The following is a 26093-nucleotide window of genomic DNA, read 5'->3' on the forward strand; positions in this document are numbered from 1 at the left end:
TACCCGGCGATCACCGGGGAATTCAGCCCGACCGCCCGCCGCTCATCGGCGCATTCAGGGGCGCCGCCAGGAGCCTTCCACTCACCACGAAGCGCGCAACGGCGCCACCCATCCGGGGCACACGGCAGCTCTGGGCGAGGGGCTCACACGATGAAGCTGGCCGGAGGCAGCGCGGGCTTGGCGGAGTCGGACAGCGTGGCACTGCCCGGCCCGACGGCGTCACCGGCAGGGCTCGTGTGCGTGCGAGGGGCGGCGTTGGGGGGCCTCGTGACGGTCGTCGGACGGGCGGATTCGGTCTGCTTGCGGGGCTTGACGTTGACCTTGACGGACCATGTCCTGTCGTCCGGGCAGGTGCCGTCGATGTGGTACTGCCCGCCGGCCGCCCGAGAGGCGATCCTGGCCTGGCCACGGTAGGTGGCGTTGCCCGTGCCGCCGGTCCTGTGCAGGACGAAGCGGCCCTGGGCCAGCGCCTGGCTGTTACCCGAGATCGTGCTGGTGACCACACCGGAGGGCGCGCATCTTACGGTCACGGTCACGGTGTCGCCCGGGCCGGCCGCCCCGGGTGACACGGAGTCGGCGAGCGCCACGGGAGCTGCCGCGGCCAGCACGCCCGTAAGAACGCCGACAACCGATGTGGCGAGTGCGAGGCGCATCAGGTCTCCTCTTCGCTGAGCCGCTTATGGGGCTCTCGATGTACCCGATGCGGTCATACGTGATGTGCGGTGTCACCCGGACAACACGCGCCACCCCTCTTACGGGTGACCCGCGGTGCCGGGCAGCGCCAGGGGCAGCTGGACAAGGCGGCGAATGCTCATCGACGCCCTACGGCTCGCACGCCGCCCCTCCGTCGGACGGTGGCCTGGCCATGAATGGGGAATGAGTGCCTTAATGCCACAAGTCCGTACGACGGGCCGACCGGGAGATGTACCGACCGTGCGCCGCCCGACGAAGGATCCTTGCCACAACGCCACACCGAGCAGACGAAGCCGGAGAACGATGACCAGGTCCCCCTCATGAACCTCCCCTTGCGCCGACGCCGCGCTCCCGAGGCCCCTTGCCCCTCCTGTGGTGGCAACGACCTCCTGTGGGAGGACGAGGGCGTCTACGGAGGCGGCGAACTGCTGTGGTGGTGCGCCGACTGCCTTCACCAATGGCACGCAAGCGACTACGCCGCGCCGGTGCCGGCCCCGCGCCCTTCGGCGCCCCCGCCCTCCCAGGAGCCGGCCCTCGCACAACACCGGCCCCAGGCGCAGGCACAGCCGCAGCCTCAGGCGCAGCTCCAGCCACAGACACAGCTTCCGGCACAGCCGCAGGCGCCCAGGGGAACGCAGGTGGCGCCCACGCCAAGGCCCGCGCCCGCACCGCCACTCCCCCCGCAGCCGGCCAACCCGCCCTCAGGAGCCGGTCCTGGCACCGTCGCGGAGCGCCTGATGCATACCGCCGGCCTGATTCCCCTCGTGCCGTGCCCCGGTGCCTACGACCCCTGGCCCTGCCGATGCGCGCGCTGCGGCCGCGAGGTCAATCCCACCTACCGTCAGATCCGCGACGGTGCGGCCGGTTGCGCCTGCCGCCGTACGCGTCGGCGCCGTACGTCCCGTTCCGGGTGAGCAGCCGGGGCCCGTGCGCAGGGCGGCTTCCCGGTGCCGGGGCCGCCCCGGTGGCCGGCCGCCGACGGGCGCCCCGCGCAGCCCTGCGCGACACCCCTGCGTAGTAAAGTCTGCGGTCATGTCGAAGCCCGATGTGCTGCTCGTCGACATCGCCTCCAGGGTGGAGTCGGAGCAGAGCACTCAGATGTCCCTGACTGTGGTGGTCCACGGCACCGTCCTCACCGGACGCCTGGCACCGGAGGCCGTGTGGCGGCAACGCGTAGCAGAGGTGCTGCAGGAGTCGGAGCGGCTCGGTTCGTTCTCCGCCCTCTTCACCTCCGGCAGCGAGGACGCCCCCTCCGCAGAACCCGTGACGCCGCCCACGCACCTGCATTTCCATGTCGCGCGCATTCTCCAAGGGACGGTCGGGATTCCCGAGACCGGCGGCATGTACCGCGTCGCCCTCGCGGATGTCAGCGCCTGGACGGTGGGCGACTTCAGCTACTCCGACCGCTGAAGCCCTGCGACGCGGCTCCCGGTTCACGCCCGAACCGGCTGCGCTCTGCCAGTTGCTGACGCTCTCACCACTCTCATCGACTGCTTGCTCACCCGTTGCGCCGTGAACGCCGCCCGGGTGAACGGGCCCCGGCCGCCTACCGGCCGGGGCCCTCATCGCCCCCTCTACTCCACCCGTTCGATCACGGCACGGCGGATGAGGAATTTGCCGGGTTCCCGCACCTGCTCGAATGCGGCGTTGTTGAGGAGCGCGCAGCTTCCCGACGCCGAAGTGACGGACACCGTCGTCGACTTGTTGTTGTCCAGGTTCGTCACCTTCAGTTTGGTACCCGTCGGGAACTCACTGCTGGAGGCCGCCGGTGCGCCGCCCTCGCCGGAGAGCGTCACCGTCGAGCCCTTGCAGACGACTTCGCCGGCGGGCTGCGCCGGGTCCTGCGCCTGGTCGTCCGGCCCGGCGGACGGGTCGGCACCGCCTTGACCGGGCGGCTCGGCCGACGCCGAAGGATCGCCCGAGGCGGGCGGTTCCGCCGATGCGGAAGGTTCCGCCGATGCGGGTGGTGCGTCGGTGGCCGGCGGCGAGGCGGCCTCGTCACCTCCGCCTGCCGAACAGCCCGCTGCCTTCTGCTGCTCACCGATCTGTGCGATCACCGCCTTGCGATTGGCGATACGGGCTTCCGACTGGGCGTCCGGATCGGCCTGCTGCGCGGCGATGAACTGCTCGTTGCGGCTCAGTGCCGCAGCGAGCCCTTCGCAGGCCGCCGACGCGTGGCTGGTGCCCGTCATCGTGATGGCGACACCGCCGACCAGCGCGGCGGCGCTGACACCCACGATGATCTTCTGGGTCCGACCAACTCTTCTCTTCCGGGACATCCACCACTCCTGTCCTCGATCGTGAACCCCCAGGGGCCCGGGGTCGGTCGAGGGGCGGTACGGAGACGAGATGGCGTCACGCTCAGAGGCGGTTCGTAATTGTCCGCGGATGCCAAATCCTGGCGCAGCAGGGGTTGTTGTGGCAGGCGCCGTCGAAGGAGGCTCCGGCATCGGCGCCGATGCCGCAGACGATCGCCGGTCGCGCCGCCGTCATTTCGCGGCGTAGTCGGCGAGCGGGCCGCCGGCCAGCAGCGCGAAAACGCGGTGGGCCGCGCCGGTCACCGTCTCCGCGATCCGCTCGTCGCTTCGACCGTCCAGGGTCAGCTCCAGGATCTGCTGGAACAGGATGCGGTGGGCGCTGCCCAGTTGGGCTGCGGCCGCCCGGGGCGTGATGTCGTCGGGAGCGGCGCCGGTCTCGGCGGCGAGGAGCGCGGCGAGCGCGGCCTCCCGCTGGTCGTGCATGTCGCGCAGGCGGGCGAGCAGAGTGGGGCTGTCCGCGATCATCCGGGCGAACTCCTCTCCGGAGAACCCGATCACCGGATCGCGCCGCTCGACCCCGGCGAGGAACTCGCGAAGCAATGCCTCCAGCGCGGACTCCCCTTGGGCGCGGCGCGAGACGGCGCTGGCGAGGCCCCCGATGAACTCCTCCTGGTGATCGAAGGCCAGGTCCTCCTTGCGGGCGTAGTAGTTGGTGACCGTTTTCTTGGCGACCCGGGAGGCCGCCGCGATATCGGCGATCGTCGTGGCCTCGAAGCCGTTCTCGATGAACAGCCTGGTCGCGCAATCGGAGATGAGCTGCCTGGTCTCCTGCTTCTTGGATTCGCGAAGCCCCGTCGGTTCGATGCCCATACGGCAAGCTTACACCCGACGTAAGTTTCCTCTTGACGTACCTGGCACATTCGACGTAACTTTACGTCGGTAGTAAATTTGGTTTCGCCGCCACAGAAGGGTCCACATGACTGCATTCGACGCCCGTGCGGAGTTCGACCGCCAGGTCAACACCCTGGTCGCCGCGGGGTATCCGGGCCTCGCCGGGATGACGGAGGCCGATTTCCACACGCTCGTCGAGCCGCTGCGTGAGCCCGTGCTCGCCCGGGCGGCGGCGTCCGCGTCGCCGAGCGAGGGACGGGTGCCGTTCCTGTTGGTGGTCACCAGGGCACTCGTCCCCCTGGAGGAAGCCGTCCCGCTGACCACCCTCGCGGGCAAGCGCAGCCCCGGCGTCATCGAGCGCTTCTACGCCCCCGGCGAGCTGGAGCGCTTCGTATCGCTCAAGGAACTGGCGCTCCCCGAAGGCGAGGTGTACGTCGTCTTCGATGTCGAGCGGGGCGAGGAATTCTGCGGTGCCGTCCCGGTGGACGCCCTGGCCACTCTCGTGGAGCGGAAGCGCACCCCGCTCACCATCGAGGAGGGCATTGCCCTTCTCACCCAGTTCCCGCAGGCACTGGCCAAGAACAAGTGCTTCTCGCTCGGCGGCAGCCGCTTCGGGGACCGCCGGGTACCGGCCCTGTGGATCAGCAAGGGTGCCCCTAAGCTCGGCTGGTGCTGGGAGGGCAATCCGCACACCTGGCTCGGCATGGCCTCGGCCGGGGACCGAAGCCGGTGAGACCGGTAAGAGGGGCCCGAAGTCCGGTCACGGTGGCGACCGTTGCCGCCCCGGGCTCCTGTCCGCCGGCACGCGGCCCGGTGGCCTCACATGTCAGGGTCGTTGAGGGGGGCCGGTTCACCGAAGCGTTCCATCAGGTCGTCCAGGTCTTCCGTCCCACCGGGCTCCGCCACGGCATCGAGCGGCAGTTCAGCAGAGATGATCTTGCCTTCGGCGGTGTAACGCGTCCCCCACCGCTGGGCCAACTGGGCGATGAGGAACAGCCCGCGGCCGCCTTCGTCGGTGGCCAGTGCATGACGCAGGTGCGGCGAGGTGCTGCTGTGGTCCGACACCTCGCAGATCAGGTCGCGTGCCCGGATGATCCGCAGCCCGATCGGAGTGGACGCGTGCCGGATGGCGTTGGTGACCAGCTCACTGACGATCAGCTCCACGGAGTAACTCAACTCCTGGAGACCCCACTCGGCGAGCTTGCCTGCGGCCTTCCGCCGGGCATCGGACACCGCGGAGGGTTCCGCCGGGATGTCCCACGTCGCCACCTGCGCCTGCGGCAGGGCCCTGGTACGGGCCACCAGCAGGGCCACGTCGTCGATCGGGCGGGCGCCGGGCAGACTGCTGACGACCGCTTGGCATACGTCGTCCAACGCGACCTGCGGAGCTGCCAGGGCGGTGCGCAGCCGGGTGATGCCTCCGTCGATATCGAGGGCCTTCCCCAGCAGAAGCCCGTTCGTGTAGAGAGCGAGCAGGCTCCCCTCGGGCAGCGCGAGTTCCGTGGATTCGAAGGGGATGCCGCCCAACCCGAGCGGCGGGCCCGCGGGGAGGTCCAGCACCCGGGAAGCGCCCGCCGGAGTGACCACCACCGGCGGCGGGTGGCCGGCACGCGCCAGGGTGCAGCAGCACCGGACCGGGTCGTACACCGCATACAGGCAGGTCGCGCCGATCACGCTGTCGTCGGCGTGCGTGTCACTGGCCACCCGGTTGACCATGTCGTCCAGATGCGCGAGCACTTCCTCCGGAGACAGGTCCATGCCCGCCAGCGCCTGCACCGCGGCCCGCAGCCGGCCCATCGTGGCCGCGGCGTGCAGCCCGTGGCCGACCACGTCACCGACGACCAGGGCAACCCGGGCACCGGAGAGCGGGATCACGTCGAACCAGTCGCCCCCGACGCCGCTGCGCGAGTCGGCGGGAAGATAGCGGTAGGCGGCGTCCACGGCGACCTGCTCCGGCAGTTCGCGCGGCAGCAGGCTGCGTTGGAGAGTCAGTGCGGCGGCGTGCTCCCGCGTATACCTGCGGGCATTGTCGATGGAGATGGCGGCACGATTGACGAACTCCTCGGCAAGGACGAGGTCGTCGGCCTGGAAGGGGCCCACGGCCTGCCGCCGGGCGAACGCGGCCGCGCCCAGGAAGATCCCCCGCGCCTGCAGCGGCACCACCATCAGGGAGTGGAAGCCGAGGCCGCGCAGATGCTCGGACCGCTCGGGGTCTTCCGCCGCCCAGTCGCCCGAGGCGAGGTCGAGGTGCGAATCCAGTGAGGAATTGCCGTTGGTGAGGCCCAGGACGACCGGGGCCGACGGGGAATAGCCGGCCGGCTCCCCGATGGCGACCACCGCTTCCGGGCAGCCCTCACGGACCGACTTCTGCCCCGCACGGCGCAGGGTGAGCAGATCGCCGCCGTCGACCGGGCCGGGAGCCTGCTCGGCGCCGTCCAGCACCGTGCCGAAGAGGTCGACGGTCACGAAGTCGGCGAGGTCCGGCACCGCCACGTCCGCGAGTTCCTGTGCCGTCTGCAGGACGTCGAGGGACCTGCCGATGCGCTCACCGGCGCGGTTCAGCAGGGCCAGCCGCTGCCGCGCCCGATAGCTCTCGGTGACGTCGAGGGTCATGTAGCAGATGCCGAGGGGGTGCCCGGAGGCGTCCTCCAGGCGGAAGAAGTAGGTGGAGTACGCGTGCTCGCGGTCGGGATCGGACTCGGGGCGGCCGAGATACTCGAACCCGGCGGAGGGCGCTCCGGTGTCGAGCACCCGGCGCATCTCCGCCTCGATGGACTCGACGGCGAGCCCGGGCTGCACCTCGCCCAGCCGCCTCCCCAGACGCTCCTCCCGGGGCGTGCCGCCCATTCGCTCCAAGGTGTCGTTCATCCACACGTAGCGCAGCTCGGTGTCCAGCATGCCGACGCCGACGGGCGACAGCCCGAACATCCCGTCCAGCAGCGACTGATTGACCCCCGACCAGGGTGTTTGCGTGATCTCTGCTGCCATGACGAGGCGACGGGAACGCGCATCGGAGTCCAGCACGGGCAGGATCCGGAGCTCCAGGTCGAGGCGTTGCCCGTCCGTGCGGCGCACCGCCTCCAGGCCGCTCCAGCCACCCGCCGCCGCGAGCCGGCCGGTCCAGCGCCCGTCCTGCCCCGGATGCCGGGGCTCGGTCGAGGCGAACAGTTCCTCCATCGACCGGCCGAGCGCCTGGGACGCCGGGTGGCCGAGGAGGTGCTCGGCGCCCTCCGTCCAGCCCCGTACCACCCCGTCCGGGTCGACCATCACCACGGCGGTCCGGGTGAGATCGAAGAAGCCGTCTCCGGAGAGGCGGCCGTCCTGCGAGGTGCCCATACGATCCATCCCACTGCCGGCGCCACAGACGCGGGCGAGCCCTCTGCCGTGCCCGCCTACCACGCGTCACCAGCCAGTACCACGGTACTCTCCGGCCGCAGCGCGAGCCCTGCGCGACGGTCGCGACAAGGCGGCCGGGAGCGCCGCCGGGACGCTGCGGCCCCGCCGCGGGCAGGAAGGCCGCCGCGGCGGAGCCGGGCCCGGCCATGCGTGGATCGGCGGCCGGGCGGACGGCCGTCACAGCGGGCCCGGCCGGACGGCCGTCACACCAGGTCAGGAACCTGGTGTGAACACCAGTGAGGCGTTGTGGCCGCCGAAGCCGAAGGAGTTGGCCAGGGCCGCCGTCAGGGCGCCCGTGCGGGGACGGCCGGAGACGACGTCCAGCTTCACCTCCGGGTCCAGGGAGTCGAGATTCTGCGTCGCGGGGATGACGCCGTCGCGCACCGCGAGGATCGCGGCGATCGCGCCGATCGCGCCCGCCGCGCCGAAGAGATGCCCGGTCATCGACTTGGTGGCGGTGACCGCCGGGTGGGCACCGATGGCCTCGGTGACCGACCGGGTTTCGACGAGGTCTCCCTTGGGGGTGGACGTCGCATGCGCGTGAACGTGTTGGATCTCGAGCGGGGAGAGCCCCGCTGACGCCAGGGAACGGCGCATCGCCCGCACTTGGCCGTCGGCGTGCGCGGCCGTGATGTGGTGCGCGTCCGAGGTGACACCCGCGCCGGCGAGCCTCGCGTGTGCTCGGGCCCTTCGGGCCGCGGCGAACCCGGCGCGCTCCAGGATGACCACGGCGGCCCCCTCGCCGATGACGAAGCCGTCGCGGTCGACATCGAACGGCCGCGATGCCCGCTCGGGCGCGTCATTACGCATGGAGTGCGCCTTGGCCTGCGCGAACCCGGCCATCGGCAGCGGGTGGATGCAGGCTTCGGCGCCACCGGCGACGACCACGTCGGCCCGGCCGAGACGGATCAGATCCATGCCCATCGCGATGGCCTCGGCCCCGGAGGCGCAGGCGCTGACCGGGGTGTGGGCACCGCCACGGGCGCCGAGGTCGATGCTGACCCAGGCGGCGGGGCCGTTCGCCATCAGCATCGGGACGGTATGCGGTGACACCCGGCGCACACCTGAGGCTTCGAGTACGTCGTCCTGGCCGAGCATGGTGAGAGCGCCCCCGGTGCCGGTCCCGATCACCACGGCCAGCCGGTCCGGGTCGACGTCCGGTGTGTCCGCGTCGGCCCACGCCTCGCGGGCGGCCACCAGCGCGACCTGCTCGCAGCGGTCCATACGGCGGGCCTGCACCCGGTCCAGGACCTCGGTCGGTTCGACCTTGAGCCGGCCCGCGATACGCACCGGCAGATCGGCCGCCCATTCCTCCTCGATCGCGCTGATCCCCGACTGCCCGGCCAGCATCGCGGACCAGGTCGAGGCGATGTCGCCGCCGAGCGGTGTGGTGGCCCCGAGACCGGTGATCACCACGTCCTCGTTCTGTGCACTCACCGAAGCAACCCCCTTGTAGTAGTGAGACAACTCCCCCGCACGGTCTGGATGCGGGGGAGATCGCATTGCCCCCAACCCTGACAGGGAAATGACCGCAATCGGAGTGCCATGATCAACGGAGTCGGCGGCACAGGATTTGTGGGGTTCCGACATCACGCTCCCCTCGGGAGCCTGTGATCATTCGCCGTCCCGAGGCGTCGCCGGGGACGCCGCCCCAAGGCGTCGCCGGAGACCCCGGGCCAAGGAGTCCGCCCCTGTCCCCGCCCTCAGCGGAAGTCGTCCGCGTGGTCCTGCGCCCACGAGCGGAAGGTGCGGGCGGGCCGCCCCAGCAGTCGCTGCACGGTGTCGGTCACCCGCTCCGGCGAGTCCACGAACCCCCGCCACGCCTCCAGCCGGGCCTCCACGAACGACGGGTTCCCCCAGGACGCCACCAGCTGCCGCCGCGCTGTCTCGACGGGCAGATCCTCCCAGCGCACCTCACGCCCGATCGCCTCACCGATGATCCTGACCTGCTCGGCATGGGTGATCGATTCGGGCCCCGTGATCACGTATTTGGCCCCGTCGTGCCCCTCTGTGGTGAGCGCGCGCAGTGCCACATCCGCGATGTCGCGCTCGTGGATCAGCGACCTGGCGGCCTGCCCGTACGGCCATCGCACGACGCCCCGCCTGATCTGGTCGGCCCACCCGAGCGTGTTCGTGGCGAAGTCGATGGCCCGCACGAACGTCCAGCTCACACCCGACTTCCTGAGCTGCCGCTCGATGTCCTGGTGAAAGATGGTGGCCGGCTCGCCATCCGCCAGGTCCGGGACGTCGGCCGACAGGTAGACCACGCGCTCGACACGCTTGGCGATCACCTCGACCACACGGGGATCCACCGGGATCCCGGGCCACATCAGATACACATGACTCACCCCGTCCAGCGCGGGTTCCAGCGTCCGCGGGGACGAGAGATCGCCCTGCACCACTTCCACTCCCGCGGGCAGCTCGGACCTGCCCGGTTCGCGCACCAGAGCGCGTACGTCCCGTCCCGACTCCACCAGCGAGGAGACGAGGAGACTGCCTACGGTGCCGGTCGCGCCGGTCACCAAGATCTTGGTCATGAGGCGAACATAGAACCTCAATTGGAGTTGAGGTCAAGGAGTCCTCCCGCACGGCACGAGATATGCCGGCCCCATCCGTCAACTCCCCCGGCTACAGGGCAACTTGACGGGCCAGGCCATTCCGGTCGAAACGACCGAAGAGGCTCGCCCCTTGCGTCCCGGCCGAATCGCTTCACTTCTCCGGCCTCATGGACGACGCCGGCAGCCCCCGGCCTGACATATGGGCTCCCGCGCCCCCACACGAAGCGTGCGGAGCGTGACGTGCTTCACGAGCATGCCGGCCCGAGGTGTGGGTAGCCGGTCCCGAGATCGCCTGGTGGCAGACCTCTATGAAATGGTAGAAAACCGGGGAAACCCATCGCGAGGAGAGGAGACGACATGTCGTCGAAGCGGCGTCGTAAGAAGAAGGCACGTCGTAAGAACGGAGCCAACCACGGTCGGCGTCCTCAGTCCTGACCGAGGAGGGCCCTGCCCTGCTTCTGCCCAAGGCTCCCCGTGGCACTGCGCGCGCCGCGCGCACTGTTGCGGGGAGCCTTCGGGTTGTCTGGATACGTATGAGTGGGGCGGGGGCAGGGAAGCAGCCGCGAAGCGGGAACCGCAACACCGTTGTGTGCACAGCTCCTTGTCCTCACCTGCGGCAGTCCGGCGATCCACTCCGCGCCGGGAGTCCGGTCGCCGGTGAACCGCCGCCGCTCCCCCGGCCCCGGGCAGGCTCGCCCTACAGGCGCACGGGCAGCGCGGCCAACCGCCAGCTGCCGGGCAACGGCACCCGCTCCAGGCTGTCCGCGGCAACTCCCAGGGCGAGGTCGGGGAAGCGCGTGAGCAGAGCGCCGAAGGCGACTTCGCCTTCCTGCCGGGCGAGGGTGGCGCCCAGGCAGTAGTGCATTCCGTGACCGAAGCCGACGTGGTTCTCGGCGTGGCCCACGGGATGCCGGGTCAGATCGAGGCGTTCGGGTTCGTTGTAGTGGCGTGGGTCGAAGTTCGCGGCAACCAGTACGAGTTGGACCGCGTCGCCCTTTCGGATGAGTGTGCCGCCCAGCTCCACGTCCTCGGCGGCGAAGCGCAGCTGGGTCAGGTGCACCGGTCCGCACCAGCGCATCAGCTCATGGACGGCGCGTGGGAGCAGCGCCGGGTCGCCCTGAAGAAGGCGCCGCTGGTCGGGGTGGGTGAGGAGCGCGGCGGTGCCGTTGGCGATGAGGTTGGCGGTGGTCTCGTGGCCGGCCACGACCAGGGTGAGGACCATGGTGACCATCTCGACGTCGCTGAGCTTGCTGCCGTCGTCGTCGTGTGTGCGGATGAGCTCGCTGAGCAGATCGTCGGTGAGTGCCTCGCGCCGGACGCGGATCAGTTCGTGGATGTGCTCGACCAGCGCCGGGAACGTCTTCCCCAGCCGGTCCGGTTGCGGCGAGACGAGGTCGGCGCTCCATGCCCGCCACTGCGGGCGGTCCGCCTCCGGGATGCCCACGAGCTCGCAGATGACCGTGATCGGGAGCGGATAGGCGAAGTGCTCGATGAGGTCGACGACGCCGTTCTCGGCATGGTCGGGGAGCCGGGCCAGCAGTTCGTCGGCGATCTGCTGCACACGCGGTCGCAGGTCGGTGATCTTGCGGGCCGTGAAGGCGCGCGACACCAGGCGGCGCAGGCGGGTGTGGTCCGGGGCGTCGTTGTTGAGGATGGATCCGCGCAGGTAGTCGGCGAGGTGCACGGGAAGGCCGAGCGTCTCCATCAGCCGGCTCAGCGGGTCCTCGGCGGAGTCGCCCCGTGCGGCCGCCCCGTTGTTCACGAAACGCTGGTCGCGTAAGACGTCGCGGACATCGTCGAAGCGGGTGACGAACCAGACCGGTGAGTCGTCGAGGAAGCGTCCGCGGACCACCGGCCCCTCCTCGCGCAGGGCGCCGTAGCCGCTGAAGGGGTCGGCGAGGAGCGCGGGCTCCATCACGTTCGGCTCGCCGGGGTGCTTGCCGACATGCTCGGCGAACGGGTTGGTGGGTGCTGCGGTCATCGTTCGTTCCCTCCTGGTTGAGAGTCAGTGACGCAGCGCCGCCGTATCTCCCGAGCGCTGAGCTGTTCCAAGCGCTCATAAAGCGCGATGATCCCGGGCGCGGCCGCGGTGGCGAGCGCGGTGGCGGAGGCGGCGGAGCTCGCTGGGGTCTCCAGCGTGGTGCGGATGGTGTGGACGAGGATGTCGGTCCGTACGTCCGGGTTGCCCGGGGCACGGTCGGCGAGCAGTACCTCGCTCATGAAGAAGCCGGTGATCACCGCCACCAGCGCGTACTGCTGGTGGGCCGGATCGGTGTCGTCGCGCAGCAGGCCGTGCTCGCGCAGGATTTCCAGGTGGCGGTGCAGCGCCCGGTGGCTCTCCCCCACCAGATCCGACAGCTCGGTGGCTGCCCTTTCGTTGAGGCGGCCGAGGATGTCGGAGTCGTCGGTGTGCATGGCGCGCAGCACCGGATCGCACAGGAAGTCGCGGTAGTAGCCGCGCGCCGTCCGGCTCGGCAGGATCTCCAGCGGGTCGGCGCGCATGCGTTCCAGCTGCCGCCGCAGACTGCGCGTCTTGCTGCTGAGCACGACGGCCAGGAGCAGCGACTCCTTGGTCTTCCAGTGCAGGTAGACGGTGCCCTTGCCGACCTTGGCTCGACGCGCGATCTCATCGATGGTCACGCGCCGGTAGCCCCAGGCGAGCAGCAATTCGCCCGCCGCTGCCAGGATGCGCTCACCGCGCTCCATCTGTTCCGGCACCTAATCCCCCGTATCCGTGACCAGTTTTGAAATCTGGTCACGGAGTCAACGCTAGGCCGGGCAGGCCCTCCGGAGAAGAGGAGGTTTCAGCCAATGGCCTTGTGCCGTAAGGCTTTCCGGCACAGGGAGCGGTGGCGTTCCCCGCCGAGGACGCGCCGTCACGTCCACCGGCAGGTCAGGCGCAGAGTTCGCGGACCACGGCCATGTCGGTGAAGGGAATCAGCCGGTCACCGACGATCTGGTGGGGCTCACTGCCTTTCCCTGCGACCAGCACGATGTCGTCGGGCCGGGCCGCGGACAGGGCGTACGCGATCGCCGAGCGGCGGTCGGCCTCCCGGTGGAAGTGCGTGCCGGTGGCCACGAGACCGGGAGCGATCTGGTCGAGGATGGCTTCCGGGTCCTCGCCGCGCGGGTTGTCCGACGTGAGGACGCACAGGTCGGAACGCTCCCCCGCGATCTTGCCCATGATGGCGCGTTTGGTGATGTCCCGGTCGCCGCCACAGCCGAAGACAGTGATCACCCGGCCGGTGGCGAAGCCCGCGATCGTGGCGAGGACCTTTTCCAGGGAGTCGGGTGAGTGCGCGTAGTCGACGATCACGCAGGCACCCTGCGGGGTGCGGTAGCGCTCGAACCGGCCCGGGGTGGGCGGCATCCGGTCCAGGGCCGCGACGAGCCCTTGGAGGTCGTACCCGAGAAGGTGGCAGGCCGCCAGGGTGGCCAGCGCGTTCGCGACGGAGAACGGGCCCGGAACCGGGATCGCCGCGGGATACTTGCGACCGTCGTGGTGGAGCGTGAACCGGCTGCCCGCCGCGTCCACGACGAGGTCTGTCGCCCGGTAGTCGGCGGGCGCGTCCAGTCCGTAGGTGGTCACCCCTCCGGGCATCCGGGCCTGGATCTCGGCACTGACCGGGTCGTCGGCGTTGACCACCGCGCGGTCGCAGCGCCCTTCGAAGAGGCTGAGTTTGGCGTTCTTGTAGTTCTCCATGGTGCCGTGGTCGTCGAGGTGGTCCTGGGTCAGGTTGGTGAAGACACCGACGTCGACGGCGACGTGATCCAGCCGCCGCTGCAGCAGTCCCATGGACGTGGCCTCCAGCACGACGCTTCCCGTCCGCCGGTCGCGCATATGGCCGAGCAGGTACTGGAGGTCCGGCGCCTCCGGAGTGCTCAGCACCGAGCGGGGCATCGGGATCCGGTCGCCGCCGATCCGGCTTCCGGAGGTGCCGATGACTCCCACCTTCGCGCCTTCGGCGATGCGCAGAGCCGACTCGACCATGTACGAGATGGAGGTCTTGCCGTTGGTTCCGGTGATCGCCACCACGTCCATGGCACGGCTGGGATCGCCGTGATAGCGGGAGGCGGCGACGGCGGCCGCGGCCCGGACGTCGGCCACCAGCACCAGGCAGACGGTGTGCGCCCACTCCGCGGGCAGCGGGGCGTCGTCCTGGGCCAGCACGGCCACCGCGCCGCGCGCCACCGCTTCCGCGATGCCTCCGGGACCGCCCTCCTCGTGGCGCGGCACCGCGATGTAGAGCGCCCCGGGCCTCACCTGGGGGACGTCGAAGGTCATTCCGGCGGTGATCTGCGTTTCCGCGTCCCCCTGGGCCACGTGGTGGGCGTGCGCGTCGAGCAGGGCACTGAGTTTCACAACTGTCTCCTCGGAGGCGGTCGGCTACGCGTGCGGGCCCGGCCGGAGACAGGGAGGACAGCGAAGCGGAGACCGCGTTGATGACCATGAACCGGCGGTGCCGGGGATCGTGCTGACCGGCCGGTGCTCACCGTTCGGCGCTGTGCGGTGCACATGCGGCGCGGGAGCCGGGGCACCGGCTGCGTGACGTGTGACGACGAGCGGGCCCCGCAGGGGGGAGATCTGCGTGCGGCCGGACGGCCGGATCGGCCGAGGATCGCTACCTGTCACCGCGCAATCGGCTGCGGCATGCGGCCGGATCCGGGTCGGACCCGATTCGCCGGCCCGGCGTGTCCGGGCGGCAGAACTTCCGCTCCGGCCGCGGAGGGTGGTGAACAGGTGGTCGGGCGGAGCAGGGACCTGCCCGACACCGTCTCAGTCTACGGCCGGCGCGCAAGGGGGCAGGTCCGGGGCGGCGCGGGCGGAGGCGCGGTCCTCCGGCGTGCGGGAGGACGGAGACGCCACGGCCAACGGGTGCGGTGTGGACGTGCTTCCGGAAGGGGGCATGGGGCCTCACAGGGGCTCCCGGACGGGCGCTACCGGGGCAGGCGACCGTGAGCCCGCCGTGGAGAGCGTCGACGGCGAGTATTCGGAGGCGCCGGTAAGCAGCCGGCTCCCCCAGTCGGCGCACCTCGGCCGCCCGTCGATCAGGGCCACGGACCCAGCCGCCCCGGCTCAACTGCCCCACCCGCGCCACGACATCGGCCTCAAGGATGCGTCGTAGCCGTCGCCAGCAGGAAGGGCCACCTCGGCGCGGGGACCGCTTCGGCGGACGGTGGGCTTCGGCCGGCGGGCAGGCGCGCGGAGAGTCATGCCCGCTCGTCCCGGTGGGCTGAGGTGCCCCGCTCCAGGTGTGCAGGCCGGCGGTCACGCCGGCCTGCAGGGGGGACGGCACGCGCGATTCCGTGCCGGCCGGCCACCACCTCATGCTCCCGCCTGCCCGCGGCCCCGTCCCGCCCGTCAGCGGCTGCTTCGAGACTCCCGCACCGCGCTACCAAGACCTCTTCCGCTCCACCGGCTTCCACACCGCATTCACTCAGCACCACACTGCCGGTGACCGGCGTGCCCGGCTGATGTACAGCGCCCCGGGCTCGCCCTCTGCTGTCCATCCTCGCGATCTGCCCGACCCACCCGCGACGACACCGCGCGACAACCTCCGCGGGCGGGCCGCTCGCCACTCCCCCGCACCGCATCTGCGCCGTGCGCCACCGCCGCGACGCACCCGAAGCGCGGCAGTCTCGCGGCCTTTACGAAGCGGTTTCGGGGGCCGGTTCGCACGGCGCGACACTCACCGGAACGCCGCTGTGACGGCCCCGTGGCCCCGGCAGGGGCTGAAGCCCGCCCCGGCCCTTCGGGGAAGATCCGGGCTTGTTGCGTAGCGAGACGTGATCTCCGGCGTACTCTTTCACCAGCAGTTGTGTTCCGCACCGTTGCCTGAGACACGGCAACCGGCATCGCGGGGCCCACTCGCCTCCGCCGGCACCGCAGACGTCATACCTCCTCCGAGGATGCCGGCCGCGATACGGCACACCCTCACATCCCGAGCCGCGCTGCGGCCGCAACCCCTGGAGAGCCGATGTCCCTGTCCGTGCCCCGCCCGGCCAAGCCCGACTACACGGCGGTGTTCATCGAGCCCGCCTACCCCGAGGGCGATCCGTACGCGGACCTCGACCAGGAGGACGAGGAGATCCCGCTCGCCGTCGTCAACAACCGGAGCCAGCGGGGCGTCACCGCGCCCGGCCGCCCCCGTCGTGCATGACGTGACGCAGTCGGCCGCGGTCGGCCGGCCGGCCCGCCGGTGAAGACCAGCGGACCCGGTACCCGTACTCCGAGGGCGTGTTGACCCGGGCCACCACGCCCTCCGGAGCCGGTCCACGAGCTATCGGCAACCGCTGAACGGCCGGCTCAGTCGGCCCGCAGGGCGGCCCCCGCAAGGCCGGTGCCGTGAACGCCGAGCGGTGAGCTATGAGCGGTGAGCGACCACCGGTGCCCGCTCCCCCGTTACGGCCGAAAGCGGCCGGTGACGGTGCGCCTCCCCGATGCCAGGCGGTTCGTGCGCGGCCCCGGCCCACTGCCGCGGTCCCTGCCACGGGGCTCTGCCCGCCGGGTCACCGCCGCGACCACGGATGCCGTAGCCGGATCCAGACGTCCCTGGCGTGCCGGCCGGCCTCGGCCCGGCTGTCCGCGACCAGGGCCTGGGCTTCCTCCTCGTTCTCGACCATGGGTCCGGAGCCGCGGAGCGGCTTGCCCGCGGTCTCGTGGAGGAAGAAGGCGGCGATCAGGCCGATGACGCCTGCCACCATCAAGTAGTAGGCGGGGACCATATCGCTCCCGGTGGCCTCGACAAGGGCCGAGGCGATGAGGGGCGTGGTGCCGCCGAAGAGGGAGACCGAGATGTTGAAGGAGATCGACAGCGCGCCGTAGCGCAGCCGCGTCGGGAAGAGCGCGGGCAGCGTCGAGGCCGAGGTTCCCGCGAAGCAGACCAGCAGCAGCCCAAGGATCAGGCATCCGAAAGCGGGCAGCAGAATGCCGCCGGCGCGGATGAGGAGAATCGCGGGGGCGGCGAGGACGATCATGGCGATGCTGCCCGCCATGAAGACGGGTCGGCGGCCCCAGCGGTCGGAGGTGCGGCCCACCGTGGTGATGGTGAGCACCACGACGATCATGGTGCCGAGCACCAGCAGTTGGGCGGTGAGATCGTCCTCGCCCAGGGTCTCGGTCATGAAGGTCGGCAGGTAGGAAGTCACCATGTAGTTGGTGACGTTGTAGAGCAGCACCAGGCCCATGCAGATCAGCACGGCCTCCCAGTGGCGGGTGAAGATCTCCTTGAGCCGCCCCTTGCCGGACTGGCGTGCCACGTCCACCGGGTCCTCACCGCCTTCGGTCCGGGCCTGTTCGGCGGCCTGGTGGGCCTGTTCCGCCTCGCGCTGGAAGGCGGGGGTCTCCTCCAGGCGCAGCCGCATGTAGAGGCCGATCAGTCCGAGGGGGCCGGCCACCAGGAAGGGGATGCGCCAGCCCCAGCTCACCATGTCCCCTTCGCCGAGCACGGCCGTGAGCACGGTGACCAGACCGGAGCCGAGGGAGTAGCCGACGAACGTGCCGAAGTCGAGCCAGCTGCCGAGGAATCCGCGTCGCCTGTCCGGTGCATATTCGGCGATATAGGTGGTGGCCCCGGCATATTCACCACCGGTGGAAAATCCTTGTACCAGTCGGCAGACGAGCAGCAGGATCGGCGCGGCGAAGCCGATGGTGTCATAACTCGGCAGGAATCCGACGGCGAATGTACTGACCGCCATCATGATCATGGTTGCGGCGAGTACGCTCTTTCTGCCGATGCGGTCGCCGAGCGGTCCGAATACGAGACCGCCGAGCGGCCGGACGAGGAATGCGGCGGCGAAAGTGGCGAAGGTGGAGACGACCTGGGCACCTGGTGAGCTGGACGGGAAGAACACCTTGCCCAGGGTTCCGGCGAGATAGGCGTACACGCCGAAGTCGAACCATTCCATGGTGTTGCCCAGAGCGGCCGCCGATACCGCCCGACGCACTTCCGGTTTATCGGTGACCGTCACATCCTCGGCGCTCAGCGGCTGTTTGCGGCGGCGCAGCAGAATGCGGAGCAGGCGGTCATTGGTGGTGGTGCGGCCACCTACCGGTTTCCGGCCCCTCCGGGGGTTCGACGGATTTCGGCGTCCAGCGCTCATTCCATCCCGTCCACAGGGCGAAATCGGGTGCCCCATTATTTACCCGCAGGCGTCCGTTATCGGTCGTCAAGCGATCGGAACCGCGTGTCGTTGCCGACGGTGCCGGCGGGCGGGATGGCGGAGCCTGGGGTGCGGGCGCGTCCGGCGGGCCCGTCAGGGGGCGCTGTCGCGCAGCGCCTCCTCGACGATCGCCTCCAGGCGGGCGTGGTGCGCTCCTCGCCAGTAGACCCGTCCGCACGACGTGCACTGCGCGAAGACGTCGTAGCTGCGCTGCGTGCCGTGCCGCAGCTGCTCCTGGACCGAGTCCTTGTCGGCGTCCGCCAGCCGGCCGTTGCAGGCGGTACAGCGGGTCCACGGAACGAGCTCGGGCGCGAAGCGGCCCAGTACGTCGCGCAGTTGGTCGTCGGGCCGGTCGCTGTAGACGTACGCGCCGGCCCAGAGCTCCCGCCGCCGCAGCAGCCCCCGGTCCCGGGAGAGCATGACCCGCCGCTCCTGCGCGGACCGGGTGGCCAGGGCCGCGTCACCGGGGTCCTCGTTGGTGTACGCCGCGTCGACGCCGAGCAGCCGCAGCCTGCGCGCGAGGGTGCCGAGATGGACATCGAGCAGGAAGCGCAGCGGGGCGCCGTGGATGCGCTGCGGGCGCTCGACGGCCCGCACCTCGACGCTCTCGCCCGCCCGGGGCACGTGGGAGACGGGGACCTCGCGGCCGTCCACGACCAGTCGGCCGACCTCGGTGAGCGGGACTCCGAGCGACTCGACGACATGGCCGAGTGTGGACACACCGTCGGTCACCACGGGCGTACGGTCGGCGCTGCGCCCCGTCGTGAGGAAAAGGCTCAGCTCGGCGGCGAAGCTGATGGGGATCTCCGGTCCGTTCACGCCCGCAAGCATGCCATCGGCCGCCTCGGCCGACCACGGGATTCCCGGGCCCGGCAGGCGCCGCGGCCGACCGTGCGTGTCACCACCCCGCGGCCGCGTGCCGCTGTTCCCTCGACCTTGCGCGCCAACACCCGGCAGCCGTGGGTGGCTTGGACGTACCGGCAGGTCGTGGATGCGGCGGGGCGGGAGGTGAATCCCCCGCCCCGCCGCGCGGGATCACCGGGTGGGCTCCGGTGCCACGGGCTCTGACGGGCCGTGAGCGACGGCGCCGCGCACTTCCTGCGGCACGTGAGAGGCGTCGTCGTTCGGCCCCTGCGGGATCTCGGGGCCCTTTGGTGCCTCCGCCGCGCCCTGAAGAGCCCCGGCGCGCCCCTGGGAGACATCGGGCCGGCTCACCAGGACGCTGGAGAGGTCCGTTGCGGCGCCGTCGAGGTCACTGCCCGCGATGCCGCTGCCGAGCTGGAGGTTGTTCGTACGGTCCACCTCCAGCCAGGAGTCCGCGTTCGAGTTGTCGATGAGCACGACGGACCGGTCCGCTGCCTCGGCCGAGGTCGAACCGCCACCCAGGAGGTCCGAGACGATCGCCGCCGCTGCCACAGTCGCACCGCCCACGAGGTACCCCAGGCGTCGCGGCCGGCGGCCGTGGCGGGGGAGGTCCGCCCGGACCCTCATGCGGGAACGGCCGCTCGCTGGGGGTGCGGCCGGTCGATGTTCCTGGCCAGCAGTTCGGTGGCCTCCCGGACCCCGACCTCGCCGCTGTCGCCGGTGGCCGGCAGCCGCCCGTCGGCGAACTTCAGCTCGGCCATCGCCGTCTCCATCGCGCGGTGCGCGGCGAACAGACAGGGGGTGCTGTAGATCGCCACATCGATTCCCAGCTCGGCCAGTTCGGTGAGCGAGAGCCGCGGGGACTTGCCCCCGGCGATCTGGTTGAACAGCAGCGGCTTGTCCCCGACGACCTTCCGGATACGCCGGATCCAGTCGACGCTGCGCACCCCGTCGACCAGCACCACATCGGCGTCGGTCTCGGCCAGCGCCGCGGCCCGGCGCAGGATGTCCGCCTCCTCCGTGGCGTCCGTACGGGCCACGACCAGCAGGTCGCCACGAGTGGCGAGCACCAGGTTCAGCTTCTCCAGGTAGTCCTCCAGCGGCAGCACCAGCTTGCCGTCCGCATGGCCGCATCTTCGTGGTCGCTTCTGGTCCTCCAGGATCACCCCCGAGGCCCCGATCCGCTCCAGCCTCCGCACCACGTGGCAGGCGACCTCGGGGTCGACGTAGCCGTCGTCGATGTCGACCAGGAGGTGGTGGCGCGGGAACGCGCCGCGCAGGCGCTCCGCGAAGGCCACCATGTCGGGCCAGGCGATGAAGCCGATGTCCGGGAGTCCGTAGTGCGACGCGGCGAAACCGAAGCCGGACACGAAGAAGCCGTTGTAGTGCTCGGCGGCGATCGATGCCGAGTACATGTCGTGGACGCCGATCAGGGGCGTCGTGCCGCGGGCCGTTACCTCGTCACGCAGTGCTTGTCCGTAACGCAATGTGCTGCCTCCTCGGAGAACCGGCGGGGACGCCGTCCGTCCGAGGTCAGGGGGGCATCCCGAGGGAGGCCCACGTCCGGCGGCGCGACGCCCCTTCGCATGAAGAACGGGTCAGGGGCATATCTATCCGGCACACGTCACCAGCGCTCTTTAACACGCCATGACTTTTCTTTTACTTCATCCATGCGCCGGTATGGCGCGTTGTTGGGGTTCTGTCAGGTCTGCCGGAATCGGCTCGCGCCCGGGCATCAGCGGCACAACCGGCGCGCACGCAGTCTGTTCCGGCCACCGCTGGACCATCGGGCGAGCGGCTCGCCCCGGTCAGCTTCGGACTGCGCGGCCCGCGGACCTGTCACGCATCCGCGGCGTCCGCCGGGGGCGGCTGCTCGGTCCAGATGACCTTGCCGCCGGCGGTGTAGCGGGTCCCCCACCGCTCGGCGAGCTGGGCGATGAGGAAGAGCCCGCGGCCCCCCTCGTCCGTGGTGGCCGCCTGCCGCAGGTGCGGCGAGGTGCTGCTGCGGTCGGAGACCTCGCAGATCAGCGAGCGGTCGCGGATCAGCCGCACCCTGATGGGGCCGGAGGCGTAGCGGATGGCGTTGGTGACCAGCTCACTGAGGATCAGCTCGGCGGTGAAGGCTTCCTCCGACATGTCCCACTCCGCCAGCTTGCGCACCGCGGCGGCCCGCACGTCGGCGACGGCCGAGGGGTCGGGCGGCACGTCCCAGTCGGCGACGTGCGCGCTGTCCAGCAGGTGGGTGCGGGCGACGAGCAGCGCGATGTCGTCGCTCGGGCGGTCGGGCAGCAGCGCGCGCAGCGCCCTCTCGCCGGTCTCCTCCGGCGTCAGCTCGGGATGACCGGCCAGCGTGTCCTGGAGGAGCGTGAGTCCCTCGTCGATGTCCCGGTCCCGGTCCTCGACGAGCCCGTCCGTGTAGAGCACCAGGCGAGTGCCCTCCGGCAGCCACAGGTCAGCCGTCTCGAAGGGCAGTCCACCGAGCCCGAGCGGCGGGCCGCCGGGCACCTCGACGTACTCGGCGCTGCCGTCCGGCCGCAGGACCAGGGGCTGGGGGTGGCCGGCGCGGGCCATGCTGCAGTGCCCGGACGCCGGGTCGTAGATCGCGTACAGACAGGTGGCGCCGGTGACCGCGCCGTCCCCGTCGTCGACGGCCTCGTCCTGGTCGATCCTGGTGACCAGTTCGTCGAGATGCCAGAGCAGCTCGTCGGGCGGCAGGTCGAGGTTGGCGAAGTTGTGCACCGCCGTGCGAAGCCGGCCCATGGTGGCGGCGGCGTGCAGTCCGTGGCCGACGACATCGCCCACCACGAGCGCCACCCGGGCGCCGGGCAGCGGGATGATGTCGAACCAGTCGCCGCCGACGCCGCCGAGCCCTCCGAGGCCCGCGTGCGCGGGCAGATAGCGGTACGCCGCCTCGACGGCGTTCTGTGCCGGCAGTCCCCGCGGCAGCAGGCTGCGCTGCAGAGTCACCGCCATGTTGTGCTCGCGGGTGTACCGCCGTGCGTTGTCGATGCTCACCGCGGCGCGGGCGCCCAGCTCCTCGGCGAGGGAGAGGTCCTCCTCCTCGAAGGGCTCGGGCTTCTCCGCGCGCCAGAAGAGGACCACGCCCAGGATGACGCCGCGGGCCCGCAGCGGAACGGCGATCATCGAGTGGATGCCGCGTTCGACGACCTTCCGGGCCCGCTCGGGGTCCTGCTGCTGCCAGCCGGAGAAGGCCGCCAGATCCGCCTGCAGCACCGGCTCGCCGCTGACGAGGCCGAGGCCCAGCGGCGTGGTCAGGTCGAAGTTGATGAGCTTGCCCAGCGGATAGAGCGGATTGCCCTCCCGGTCGCCGCTGACCGCGATCCGCCGCATCTCGGCGACCGAGGTGGTGGACGTCGGCTCCTCGCCCCGCAGTACGGCCTCGGACAGGTCGACGGTGACGATGTCGGCGAACCGGGCGGCGCCGAACCCCGCCAGCTCCTCGCAGGTGCGCACCACGTCGAGGGTGGTGCCGATCTCGGTGCCGGCGTCGTAGAGCAGCTTAAGCCGGCCACGCGCCACGTCGGCGCGGCCGGTGACCGCCTGCAGTTCGGTGGTGTCCCGGAGCGTGGTGACGCTGCCCGGCGGCCCGCCGTGCTGGTCCGTCGTCCGCTGGTTGACGGCGAGCAGGCGCTCCCCGACCGGGTGCACCTCGTCGGTCACGATCCGCCCGGAGGCCAGCAGCGAGCCGGTGGCCGGGTCCAGCCCCAGTTCGGAGACCTGGCGTCCTTCGACGTCCGACGGCAGGTCGAGCAACCGGCGCGCCTCGTCGTTGGCGAGGAGCAGACGGCCGTCACCCCCAACGATGATCACGCCCTCGCGCACCGCGTGCAGCACCGCGTCGTGGTGCTCGTACATCCGCGTCATCTCGGCGGGGCCCAGCCCGTGGGTCTGCCGGCGCAGTCGTCTGGAGACCAGTGCCGTACTGCCGGTGGTGAGCAGCAGCACGCCCGCGGCGGAGCCGAAGAGCAACGGGAACTGGTCGTCGACGACCCCGCTCACCCGGTCGATGGTGATGCCGGCGGACACCAGGCCGATGACGCGCCCGTCACCGGCCTTGACGGGGACCACGGCCTGGACGAGTGGGCCGATGGTGCCGGTGATCTTCTCGGTGACGATGTCGCCGGCCAGCGCGGGCCCCAGATTGCCGACGAACTTCTTGCCGATCCGGTCGGGGAACGGGTGGGTATAGCGGATGCCGTCGGTGTTCAGCACGACGATGAAGTCGACCTCGGAGAGCTTCCTGGCGGCTTCGGTCCGCGGTTGGAGGACCGCGGTCGGGTCGGGGCTCTTGAGCGCCGCTTCGATGCCGGGCGCGTTGGCGAAGGTCTCGGCGACGGCGACCGACCTGTTGGTGGCCTCCCGCTCGCCGTCCGTCCTCGACTGCAGCACGAGCGCCGTGATGGCGGCGGCGACGAGCAGCACCACGATCGCCACCTGCAGGAGAAAGACCTGACCTGCGACAGTTCGCATCCTCAGAACCGAACGCGGGCGGCCGTAGCGTCCGGCCATGTCCTCTTTCTACACCTCCCGCATACGGTGGGCGAACCGCGTGATGCGGAGCGCAGCAGCCGGTCGTCGTGCCTGCCGGACCCGGTCCGCGCGTCCGTGAGGCCGACCGCGGGACCGGTCCCTCGCGGGCCCCGTGACCCCGGCCGTCGGGCGAGGGCGTCGCCCGCACCCCGTCGAGATCGTGACGGCCGCGCTCACGGTGGGTCCGCAAGGATGGTCCGATGTTCCCCCAGTCCGGCCTCGTGCACCAGAGGACCGACAAACCCGCGGGTAGGTTTGTGCCCCGGGTGACCCACCGCGGCATCCCGGGAAGCGCCGGACCGGCCCGTATCCCCGGTCCTCCCATGTAACTCTTGCCACAGGTTTGACCTGCGAATAATGCCCGCAGGGCGGTCCGAAGGCCGGAGCTTCGGAAGGAACGTCCCTGGTCAGCCGGGCCGAAGCCGGACCCCGGTGCCGCGCGGGAGCGCGCGATGCACCTCGTTGCCACTCTGACATGCCGCCGAACGGGTGTGAGACGTTCGTGAACATGCATGTTCCAGAGGAGATCCGTGCCGAGGCGGCCGCGCTCATCGACCACCACGCGCTCGGACTGTGGAAGCCGCAGGCCGCTGACCGGCGTGCGGCCATGGCGCTCTTCCGTTTCCTCGAAACGGGCATGCCCCTCTCGGCCGAGCAGATCCGGTCCACACTCGCCACCGCGGAGCAGACGACCGACCCCGCCCCCGTGGAGCCCGCGACGGCGCCCGGCTCCGGCGGCGGGCTGCTGGGCCTGCTGCGCTCCACGGCCGGTCTGCTCGACACCCCGGACGTGGCCGACGACCCCGCCGGGCGGGACGCCATCGACCACGTGTGCCTTCTGCTGGACGCTGTCGCCCTCTCCGGGGCCGCGAACCGCTAGACCCGCCCCCGACGCCCGTCGAGGCCCGGGAAGCCTGCGCCGGGCGCTTCCCACGAGCGTCCGGCGCCCCGGAGCCTCCTGCACCGCCCCTACATGCATACAGGGCCGAGGGGCTCCCGCCGGTTCGGCGGGAGCCCCTCGGCCCCTGTGATGTGTGCGTCCCCTGCGGACTCCGGCCGGGTGCGACGGCCGGGAGCCCCGGAGGTTCGTTACGCGCTCACCGACTCGGGGCGCTCGTCACCGAGAGCGGTCTGCGCACCGGGAGCCTGCTCGTCCTCGGGAACCGTGATGACCCAGTGCGTCTCCTGGCGCGGACGCAGATAGCACGCCCAGTAGACGGCGGCACCGGCGACGATGGCCCCGGTGATCATCAGGCTCTTGACGCTCTGCTGGTAGAGGACCCAGGCCAGCACCATGACGAGCAGCGCCGGAACCACCGGCCAGAGCGGCATCCGCCAGGCCAGGCGGTGCTTGTGGACCCCGCGGCGCGAGACCAGGGCGCCGAGCGCGACGAAGACGTACATCGCGGCGACGGCCACGCCGGTCACCTCGCTCAGGGTGTCGAGGTTGACGAAGCACAGCGCCGCTCCGGGGACACCGACGCCGAGCGTGGCCGCCCACGGCGAGCCGAAGCGCCGGCCGACGTGGGAGAAGACCCGGTTGACGGGGGTCGGCCAGGCCGCGTCGCGTGCCGAGCAGAAGACGACGCGGGAGTTCTGGATGACCATCACGATGGCGGCATTGATGATCGCCAGGGCGATGCAGAGGCTGACGAACGCGCCGACACCGGAGTTGCTCCAGGACTGCACCATGCCCGCGACGTCGCCGGCACCGAGGGTCGCCAGGTCGGGGGCGCCCAGCGTGATCGCGACGACGGGGACGAGGACGACGGCCACGCCGATGCCGAGCGTCCACAGGACGGTGCGCGAGACGTTGCGGCGCGGATTGTCCATCTCCTCGGCCAGATACACGGCGGTGGAGAACCCCTGCAGGATGAAGAGCGCGGTAGCCAGGCCGGTCACGATCAAGCCCGCGGTGATGGCCGTGGTGTGCCCGTGGCCCGAGTCCATCACCGGGTGGACGAGTACCGAGGCCGAGCGGTTGGTGTGGCTGAAGCCGAGGAAGGCGACGACCGCGCAGGCCACGACCTCCAGCACGAGGAAGATGCCGGTGATCCAGGCGTTCGCGCGCAGGTCGAGCAGGCCCATGGCGGTGGCCAGCAGCATCACGCCGGCCGCGGTGTACTGCGGATCGAGCGGGACGATCGGCGCCAGATAGTCGGCGGTGCCCAGCGCGATGATGGGCGGGACGATCATCACCACGATCAGTGACAGCACGAAAACCAGCCACCCGGCGAGCCGGCCCATGAGGGTGCCGACCATGGCGTACTCGCCACCCGAACTCGGTATCAGCGTGCCGAGTTCGGAGTAGGTGAAGGCGACGCCGACACACAGCAGGGCCGCGACGGCGATGGTCAGGGCGGTGCCCGTGCCCAGGGTGGCGAAGGAGTCCGGCACGATCACGAAGAGCGAGGACGCCGGGGTCAGACATGACAGCGTGAGCAGCGTGCCCCCGACCACACCGATCGACCGGGTGAGCCGCGGGGACTTCCCCTCCGTGGAGCCAGGTCCCGCATGCTCCGGAGCGACGGCTGCGGGGGTGTGGTGCGTATCGGTCATGCGTATCCCATCGGTGCTGGCGGCAGGAAGGGGGCACCTTCGGCGGAGAGTGCCTCGAAGGGGAAGAAACCCGGCACATGGCGGGCTCCCGCTTCGGTGACCGAATACAACCCTCGCGTCAGGGCCCCGTCAAGACCTCTTCGACAACGAAATCAGTTGC

20 protein-coding genes are annotated in these 26093 nt (G+C 70.9%); 5 read left to right on the forward strand and 15 right to left on the reverse strand.

Annotated features, from left to right (window positions below; all coding sequences use genetic code 11):
- Positions 1 to 143 precede the first annotated feature (143 nt).
- Positions 144 to 653 carry a hypothetical protein gene (locus QOM21_RS03645; protein ID WP_407548099.1) on the reverse strand — a complete coding sequence of 170 codons (510 nt, stop codon included), beginning with the start codon at positions 651 to 653 and terminating at the stop codon, positions 144 to 146.
- 1072 nt (positions 654 to 1725) lie between these two features.
- Between QOM21_RS03645 and QOM21_RS03650 the strand changes: the two genes are divergently transcribed.
- Positions 1726 to 2103: a hypothetical protein gene (locus QOM21_RS03650; RefSeq protein WP_407548101.1), complete on the forward strand. Its 378-nt coding sequence runs from the start codon at positions 1726 to 1728 to the stop codon at positions 2101 to 2103.
- Positions 2104 to 2267: 164 nt separating this feature from the next.
- Here the strand turns inward: QOM21_RS03650 and QOM21_RS03655 are convergent, their stop codons facing one another.
- A complete protein-coding gene (locus tag QOM21_RS03655) occupies positions 2268 to 2972 on the reverse strand; it encodes a hypothetical protein (protein ID WP_407548103.1) in 705 nt (234 codons plus the stop codon).
- A 210-nt stretch (positions 2973 to 3182) separates the two neighbouring features.
- Positions 3183 to 3821: a TetR/AcrR family transcriptional regulator gene (locus QOM21_RS03660; RefSeq protein WP_407548105.1), complete on the reverse strand. Its 639-nt coding sequence runs from the start codon at positions 3819 to 3821 to the stop codon at positions 3183 to 3185.
- 106 nt (positions 3822 to 3927) lie between these two features.
- Between QOM21_RS03660 and QOM21_RS03665 the strand changes: the two genes are divergently transcribed.
- Complete coding sequence (locus QOM21_RS03665; RefSeq protein ID WP_407548107.1) at positions 3928 to 4575, forward strand: DUF5701 family protein; 648 nt, start codon at positions 3928 to 3930, stop codon at positions 4573 to 4575.
- Positions 4576 to 4661: 86 nt separating this feature from the next.
- On the opposite strand, the gene QOM21_RS03670 is transcribed toward QOM21_RS03665, so the two are convergent.
- From QOM21_RS03670 to QOM21_RS03680, 3 genes are all read right to left on the reverse strand, one after another.
- Positions 4662 to 7178 (reverse strand): SpoIIE family protein phosphatase, encoded by a 2517-nt coding sequence (locus tag QOM21_RS03670; protein WP_407548109.1) that lies wholly within the window; start codon positions 7176 to 7178, stop codon positions 4662 to 4664.
- Positions 7179 to 7451: 273 nt separating this feature from the next.
- Positions 7452 to 8675, reverse strand: a complete 1224-nt coding sequence (locus QOM21_RS03675) for a beta-ketoacyl-[acyl-carrier-protein] synthase family protein (protein WP_407548111.1) — start codon at positions 8673 to 8675, stop codon at positions 7452 to 7454.
- 266 nt (positions 8676 to 8941) lie between these two features.
- Entirely contained in the window at positions 8942 to 9775 is an 834-nt protein-coding gene (locus tag QOM21_RS03680) for an NmrA family NAD(P)-binding protein (RefSeq protein ID WP_407548113.1), read from the reverse strand.
- A 378-nt stretch (positions 9776 to 10153) separates the two neighbouring features.
- On the opposite strand from QOM21_RS03680, the gene QOM21_RS03685 reads away from it, so the two are divergent.
- Positions 10154 to 10231 (forward strand): 50S ribosomal protein bL37, encoded by a 78-nt coding sequence (locus QOM21_RS03685; RefSeq protein ID WP_372486533.1) that lies wholly within the window; start codon positions 10154 to 10156, stop codon positions 10229 to 10231.
- Between the two features lie 262 nt (positions 10232 to 10493).
- Here the strand turns inward: QOM21_RS03685 and QOM21_RS03690 are convergent, their stop codons facing one another.
- From QOM21_RS03690 to QOM21_RS03700, 3 genes are all read right to left on the reverse strand, one after another.
- Positions 10494 to 11777 (reverse strand): cytochrome P450, encoded by a 1284-nt coding sequence (locus tag QOM21_RS03690; protein ID WP_407548115.1) that lies wholly within the window; start codon positions 11775 to 11777, stop codon positions 10494 to 10496.
- The gene (locus QOM21_RS03695) at positions 11774 to 12502 is read right to left on the reverse strand and encodes a TetR/AcrR family transcriptional regulator (RefSeq protein ID WP_407548117.1); all 729 of its coding nucleotides are present in this window, start codon (positions 12500 to 12502) and stop codon (positions 11774 to 11776) included. Before QOM21_RS03695 ends, QOM21_RS03690 begins: the two co-directional genes overlap by 4 nt.
- 187 nt (positions 12503 to 12689) lie before the next feature.
- A complete protein-coding gene (locus tag QOM21_RS03700) occupies positions 12690 to 14159 on the reverse strand; it encodes a UDP-N-acetylmuramoyl-L-alanyl-D-glutamate--2,6-diaminopimelate ligase (RefSeq protein ID WP_407548119.1) in 1470 nt (489 codons plus the stop codon).
- 1615 nt (positions 14160 to 15774) lie between these two features.
- On the opposite strand from QOM21_RS03700, the gene QOM21_RS03705 reads away from it, so the two are divergent.
- The gene (locus QOM21_RS03705) at positions 15775 to 15957 is read left to right on the forward strand and encodes a hypothetical protein (protein WP_407548121.1); all 183 of its coding nucleotides are present in this window, start codon (positions 15775 to 15777) and stop codon (positions 15955 to 15957) included.
- A gap of 349 nt (positions 15958 to 16306) precedes the next feature.
- On the opposite strand, the gene proP is transcribed toward QOM21_RS03705, so the two are convergent.
- From proP to QOM21_RS03730, 5 genes are all read right to left on the reverse strand, one after another.
- Complete coding sequence (gene proP, locus QOM21_RS03710) at positions 16307 to 17899, reverse strand: glycine betaine/L-proline transporter ProP (protein WP_407548123.1); 1593 nt, start codon at positions 17897 to 17899, stop codon at positions 16307 to 16309.
- Between the two features lie 153 nt (positions 17900 to 18052).
- Positions 18053 to 18778, reverse strand: a complete 726-nt coding sequence (locus tag QOM21_RS03715; protein ID WP_407548125.1) for a Mut7-C RNAse domain-containing protein — start codon at positions 18776 to 18778, stop codon at positions 18053 to 18055.
- A gap of 216 nt (positions 18779 to 18994) precedes the next feature.
- A complete protein-coding gene (locus QOM21_RS03720) occupies positions 18995 to 19390 on the reverse strand; it encodes a hypothetical protein (RefSeq protein WP_407548127.1) in 396 nt (131 codons plus the stop codon).
- A gap of 56 nt (positions 19391 to 19446) precedes the next feature.
- The gene (locus QOM21_RS03725) at positions 19447 to 20310 is read right to left on the reverse strand and encodes an oxaloacetate decarboxylase (RefSeq protein WP_407548129.1); all 864 of its coding nucleotides are present in this window, start codon (positions 20308 to 20310) and stop codon (positions 19447 to 19449) included.
- A 352-nt stretch (positions 20311 to 20662) separates the two neighbouring features.
- Positions 20663 to 23353, reverse strand: a complete 2691-nt coding sequence (locus QOM21_RS03730) for a SpoIIE family protein phosphatase (RefSeq protein ID WP_407548130.1) — start codon at positions 23351 to 23353, stop codon at positions 20663 to 20665.
- Positions 23354 to 23882: 529 nt separating this feature from the next.
- Between QOM21_RS03730 and QOM21_RS03735 the strand changes: the two genes are divergently transcribed.
- A complete protein-coding gene (locus QOM21_RS03735) occupies positions 23883 to 24254 on the forward strand; it encodes a hypothetical protein (protein ID WP_407548132.1) in 372 nt (123 codons plus the stop codon).
- Between the two features lie 209 nt (positions 24255 to 24463).
- On the opposite strand, the gene QOM21_RS03740 is transcribed toward QOM21_RS03735, so the two are convergent.
- On the reverse strand, positions 24464 to 25933 hold the full coding sequence (locus tag QOM21_RS03740) for an APC family permease (RefSeq protein ID WP_407548133.1): 1470 nt from the start codon (positions 25931 to 25933) through the stop codon (positions 24464 to 24466).
- Positions 25934 to 26093: the final 160 nt, after the last annotated feature.

It is taken from the genome of Streptomyces sp. Pv4-95 (assembly GCF_045782725.1).
In the GTDB taxonomy this organism is placed as follows: Bacteria; Actinomycetota; Actinomycetes; order Streptomycetales; family Streptomycetaceae; genus Streptomyces.

Excerpts from the sequence above, each read along its gene's own strand:
- QOM21_RS03645 (WP_407548099.1), bottom strand. The coding sequence starts at position 653 with ATGCGCCTCGCACTCGCCACATCGGTTGTCGGCGTTCTTACGGGCGTG.
- QOM21_RS03650 (WP_407548101.1), top strand. The coding sequence starts at position 1,726 with ATGTCGAAGCCCGATGTGCTGCTCGTCGACATCGCCTCCAGGGTGGAG.
- QOM21_RS03655 (WP_407548103.1), bottom strand. The coding sequence starts at position 2,972 with ATGTCCCGGAAGAGAAGAGTTGGTCGGACCCAGAAGATCATCGTGGGT.
- QOM21_RS03660 (WP_407548105.1), bottom strand. The coding sequence starts at position 3,821 with ATGGGCATCGAACCGACGGGGCTTCGCGAATCCAAGAAGCAGGAGACC.
- QOM21_RS03665 (WP_407548107.1), top strand. The coding sequence starts at position 3,928 with ATGACTGCATTCGACGCCCGTGCGGAGTTCGACCGCCAGGTCAACACC.
- QOM21_RS03670 (WP_407548109.1), bottom strand. The coding sequence starts at position 7,178 with ATGGGCACCTCGCAGGACGGCCGCCTCTCCGGAGACGGCTTCTTCGAT.
- QOM21_RS03680 (WP_407548113.1), bottom strand. The coding sequence starts at position 9,775 with ATGACCAAGATCTTGGTGACCGGCGCGACCGGCACCGTAGGCAGTCTC.
- QOM21_RS03685 (WP_372486533.1), top strand. The coding sequence starts at position 10,154 with ATGTCGTCGAAGCGGCGTCGTAAGAAGAAGGCACGTCGTAAGAACGGA.
- QOM21_RS03690 (WP_407548115.1), bottom strand. The coding sequence starts at position 11,777 with ATGACCGCAGCACCCACCAACCCGTTCGCCGAGCATGTCGGCAAGCAC.
- QOM21_RS03695 (WP_407548117.1), bottom strand. The coding sequence starts at position 12,502 with ATGGAGCGCGGTGAGCGCATCCTGGCAGCGGCGGGCGAATTGCTGCTC.
- QOM21_RS03705 (WP_407548121.1), top strand. The coding sequence starts at position 15,775 with ATGTCCCTGTCCGTGCCCCGCCCGGCCAAGCCCGACTACACGGCGGTG.
- proP (WP_407548123.1), bottom strand. The coding sequence starts at position 17,899 with ATGAGCGCTGGACGCCGAAATCCGTCGAACCCCCGGAGGGGCCGGAAA.
- QOM21_RS03730 (WP_407548130.1), bottom strand. The coding sequence starts at position 23,353 with ATGGCCGGACGCTACGGCCGCCCGCGTTCGGTTCTGAGGATGCGAACT.
- QOM21_RS03735 (WP_407548132.1), top strand. The coding sequence starts at position 23,883 with ATGCATGTTCCAGAGGAGATCCGTGCCGAGGCGGCCGCGCTCATCGAC.
- QOM21_RS03740 (WP_407548133.1), bottom strand. The coding sequence starts at position 25,933 with ATGACCGATACGCACCACACCCCCGCAGCCGTCGCTCCGGAGCATGCG.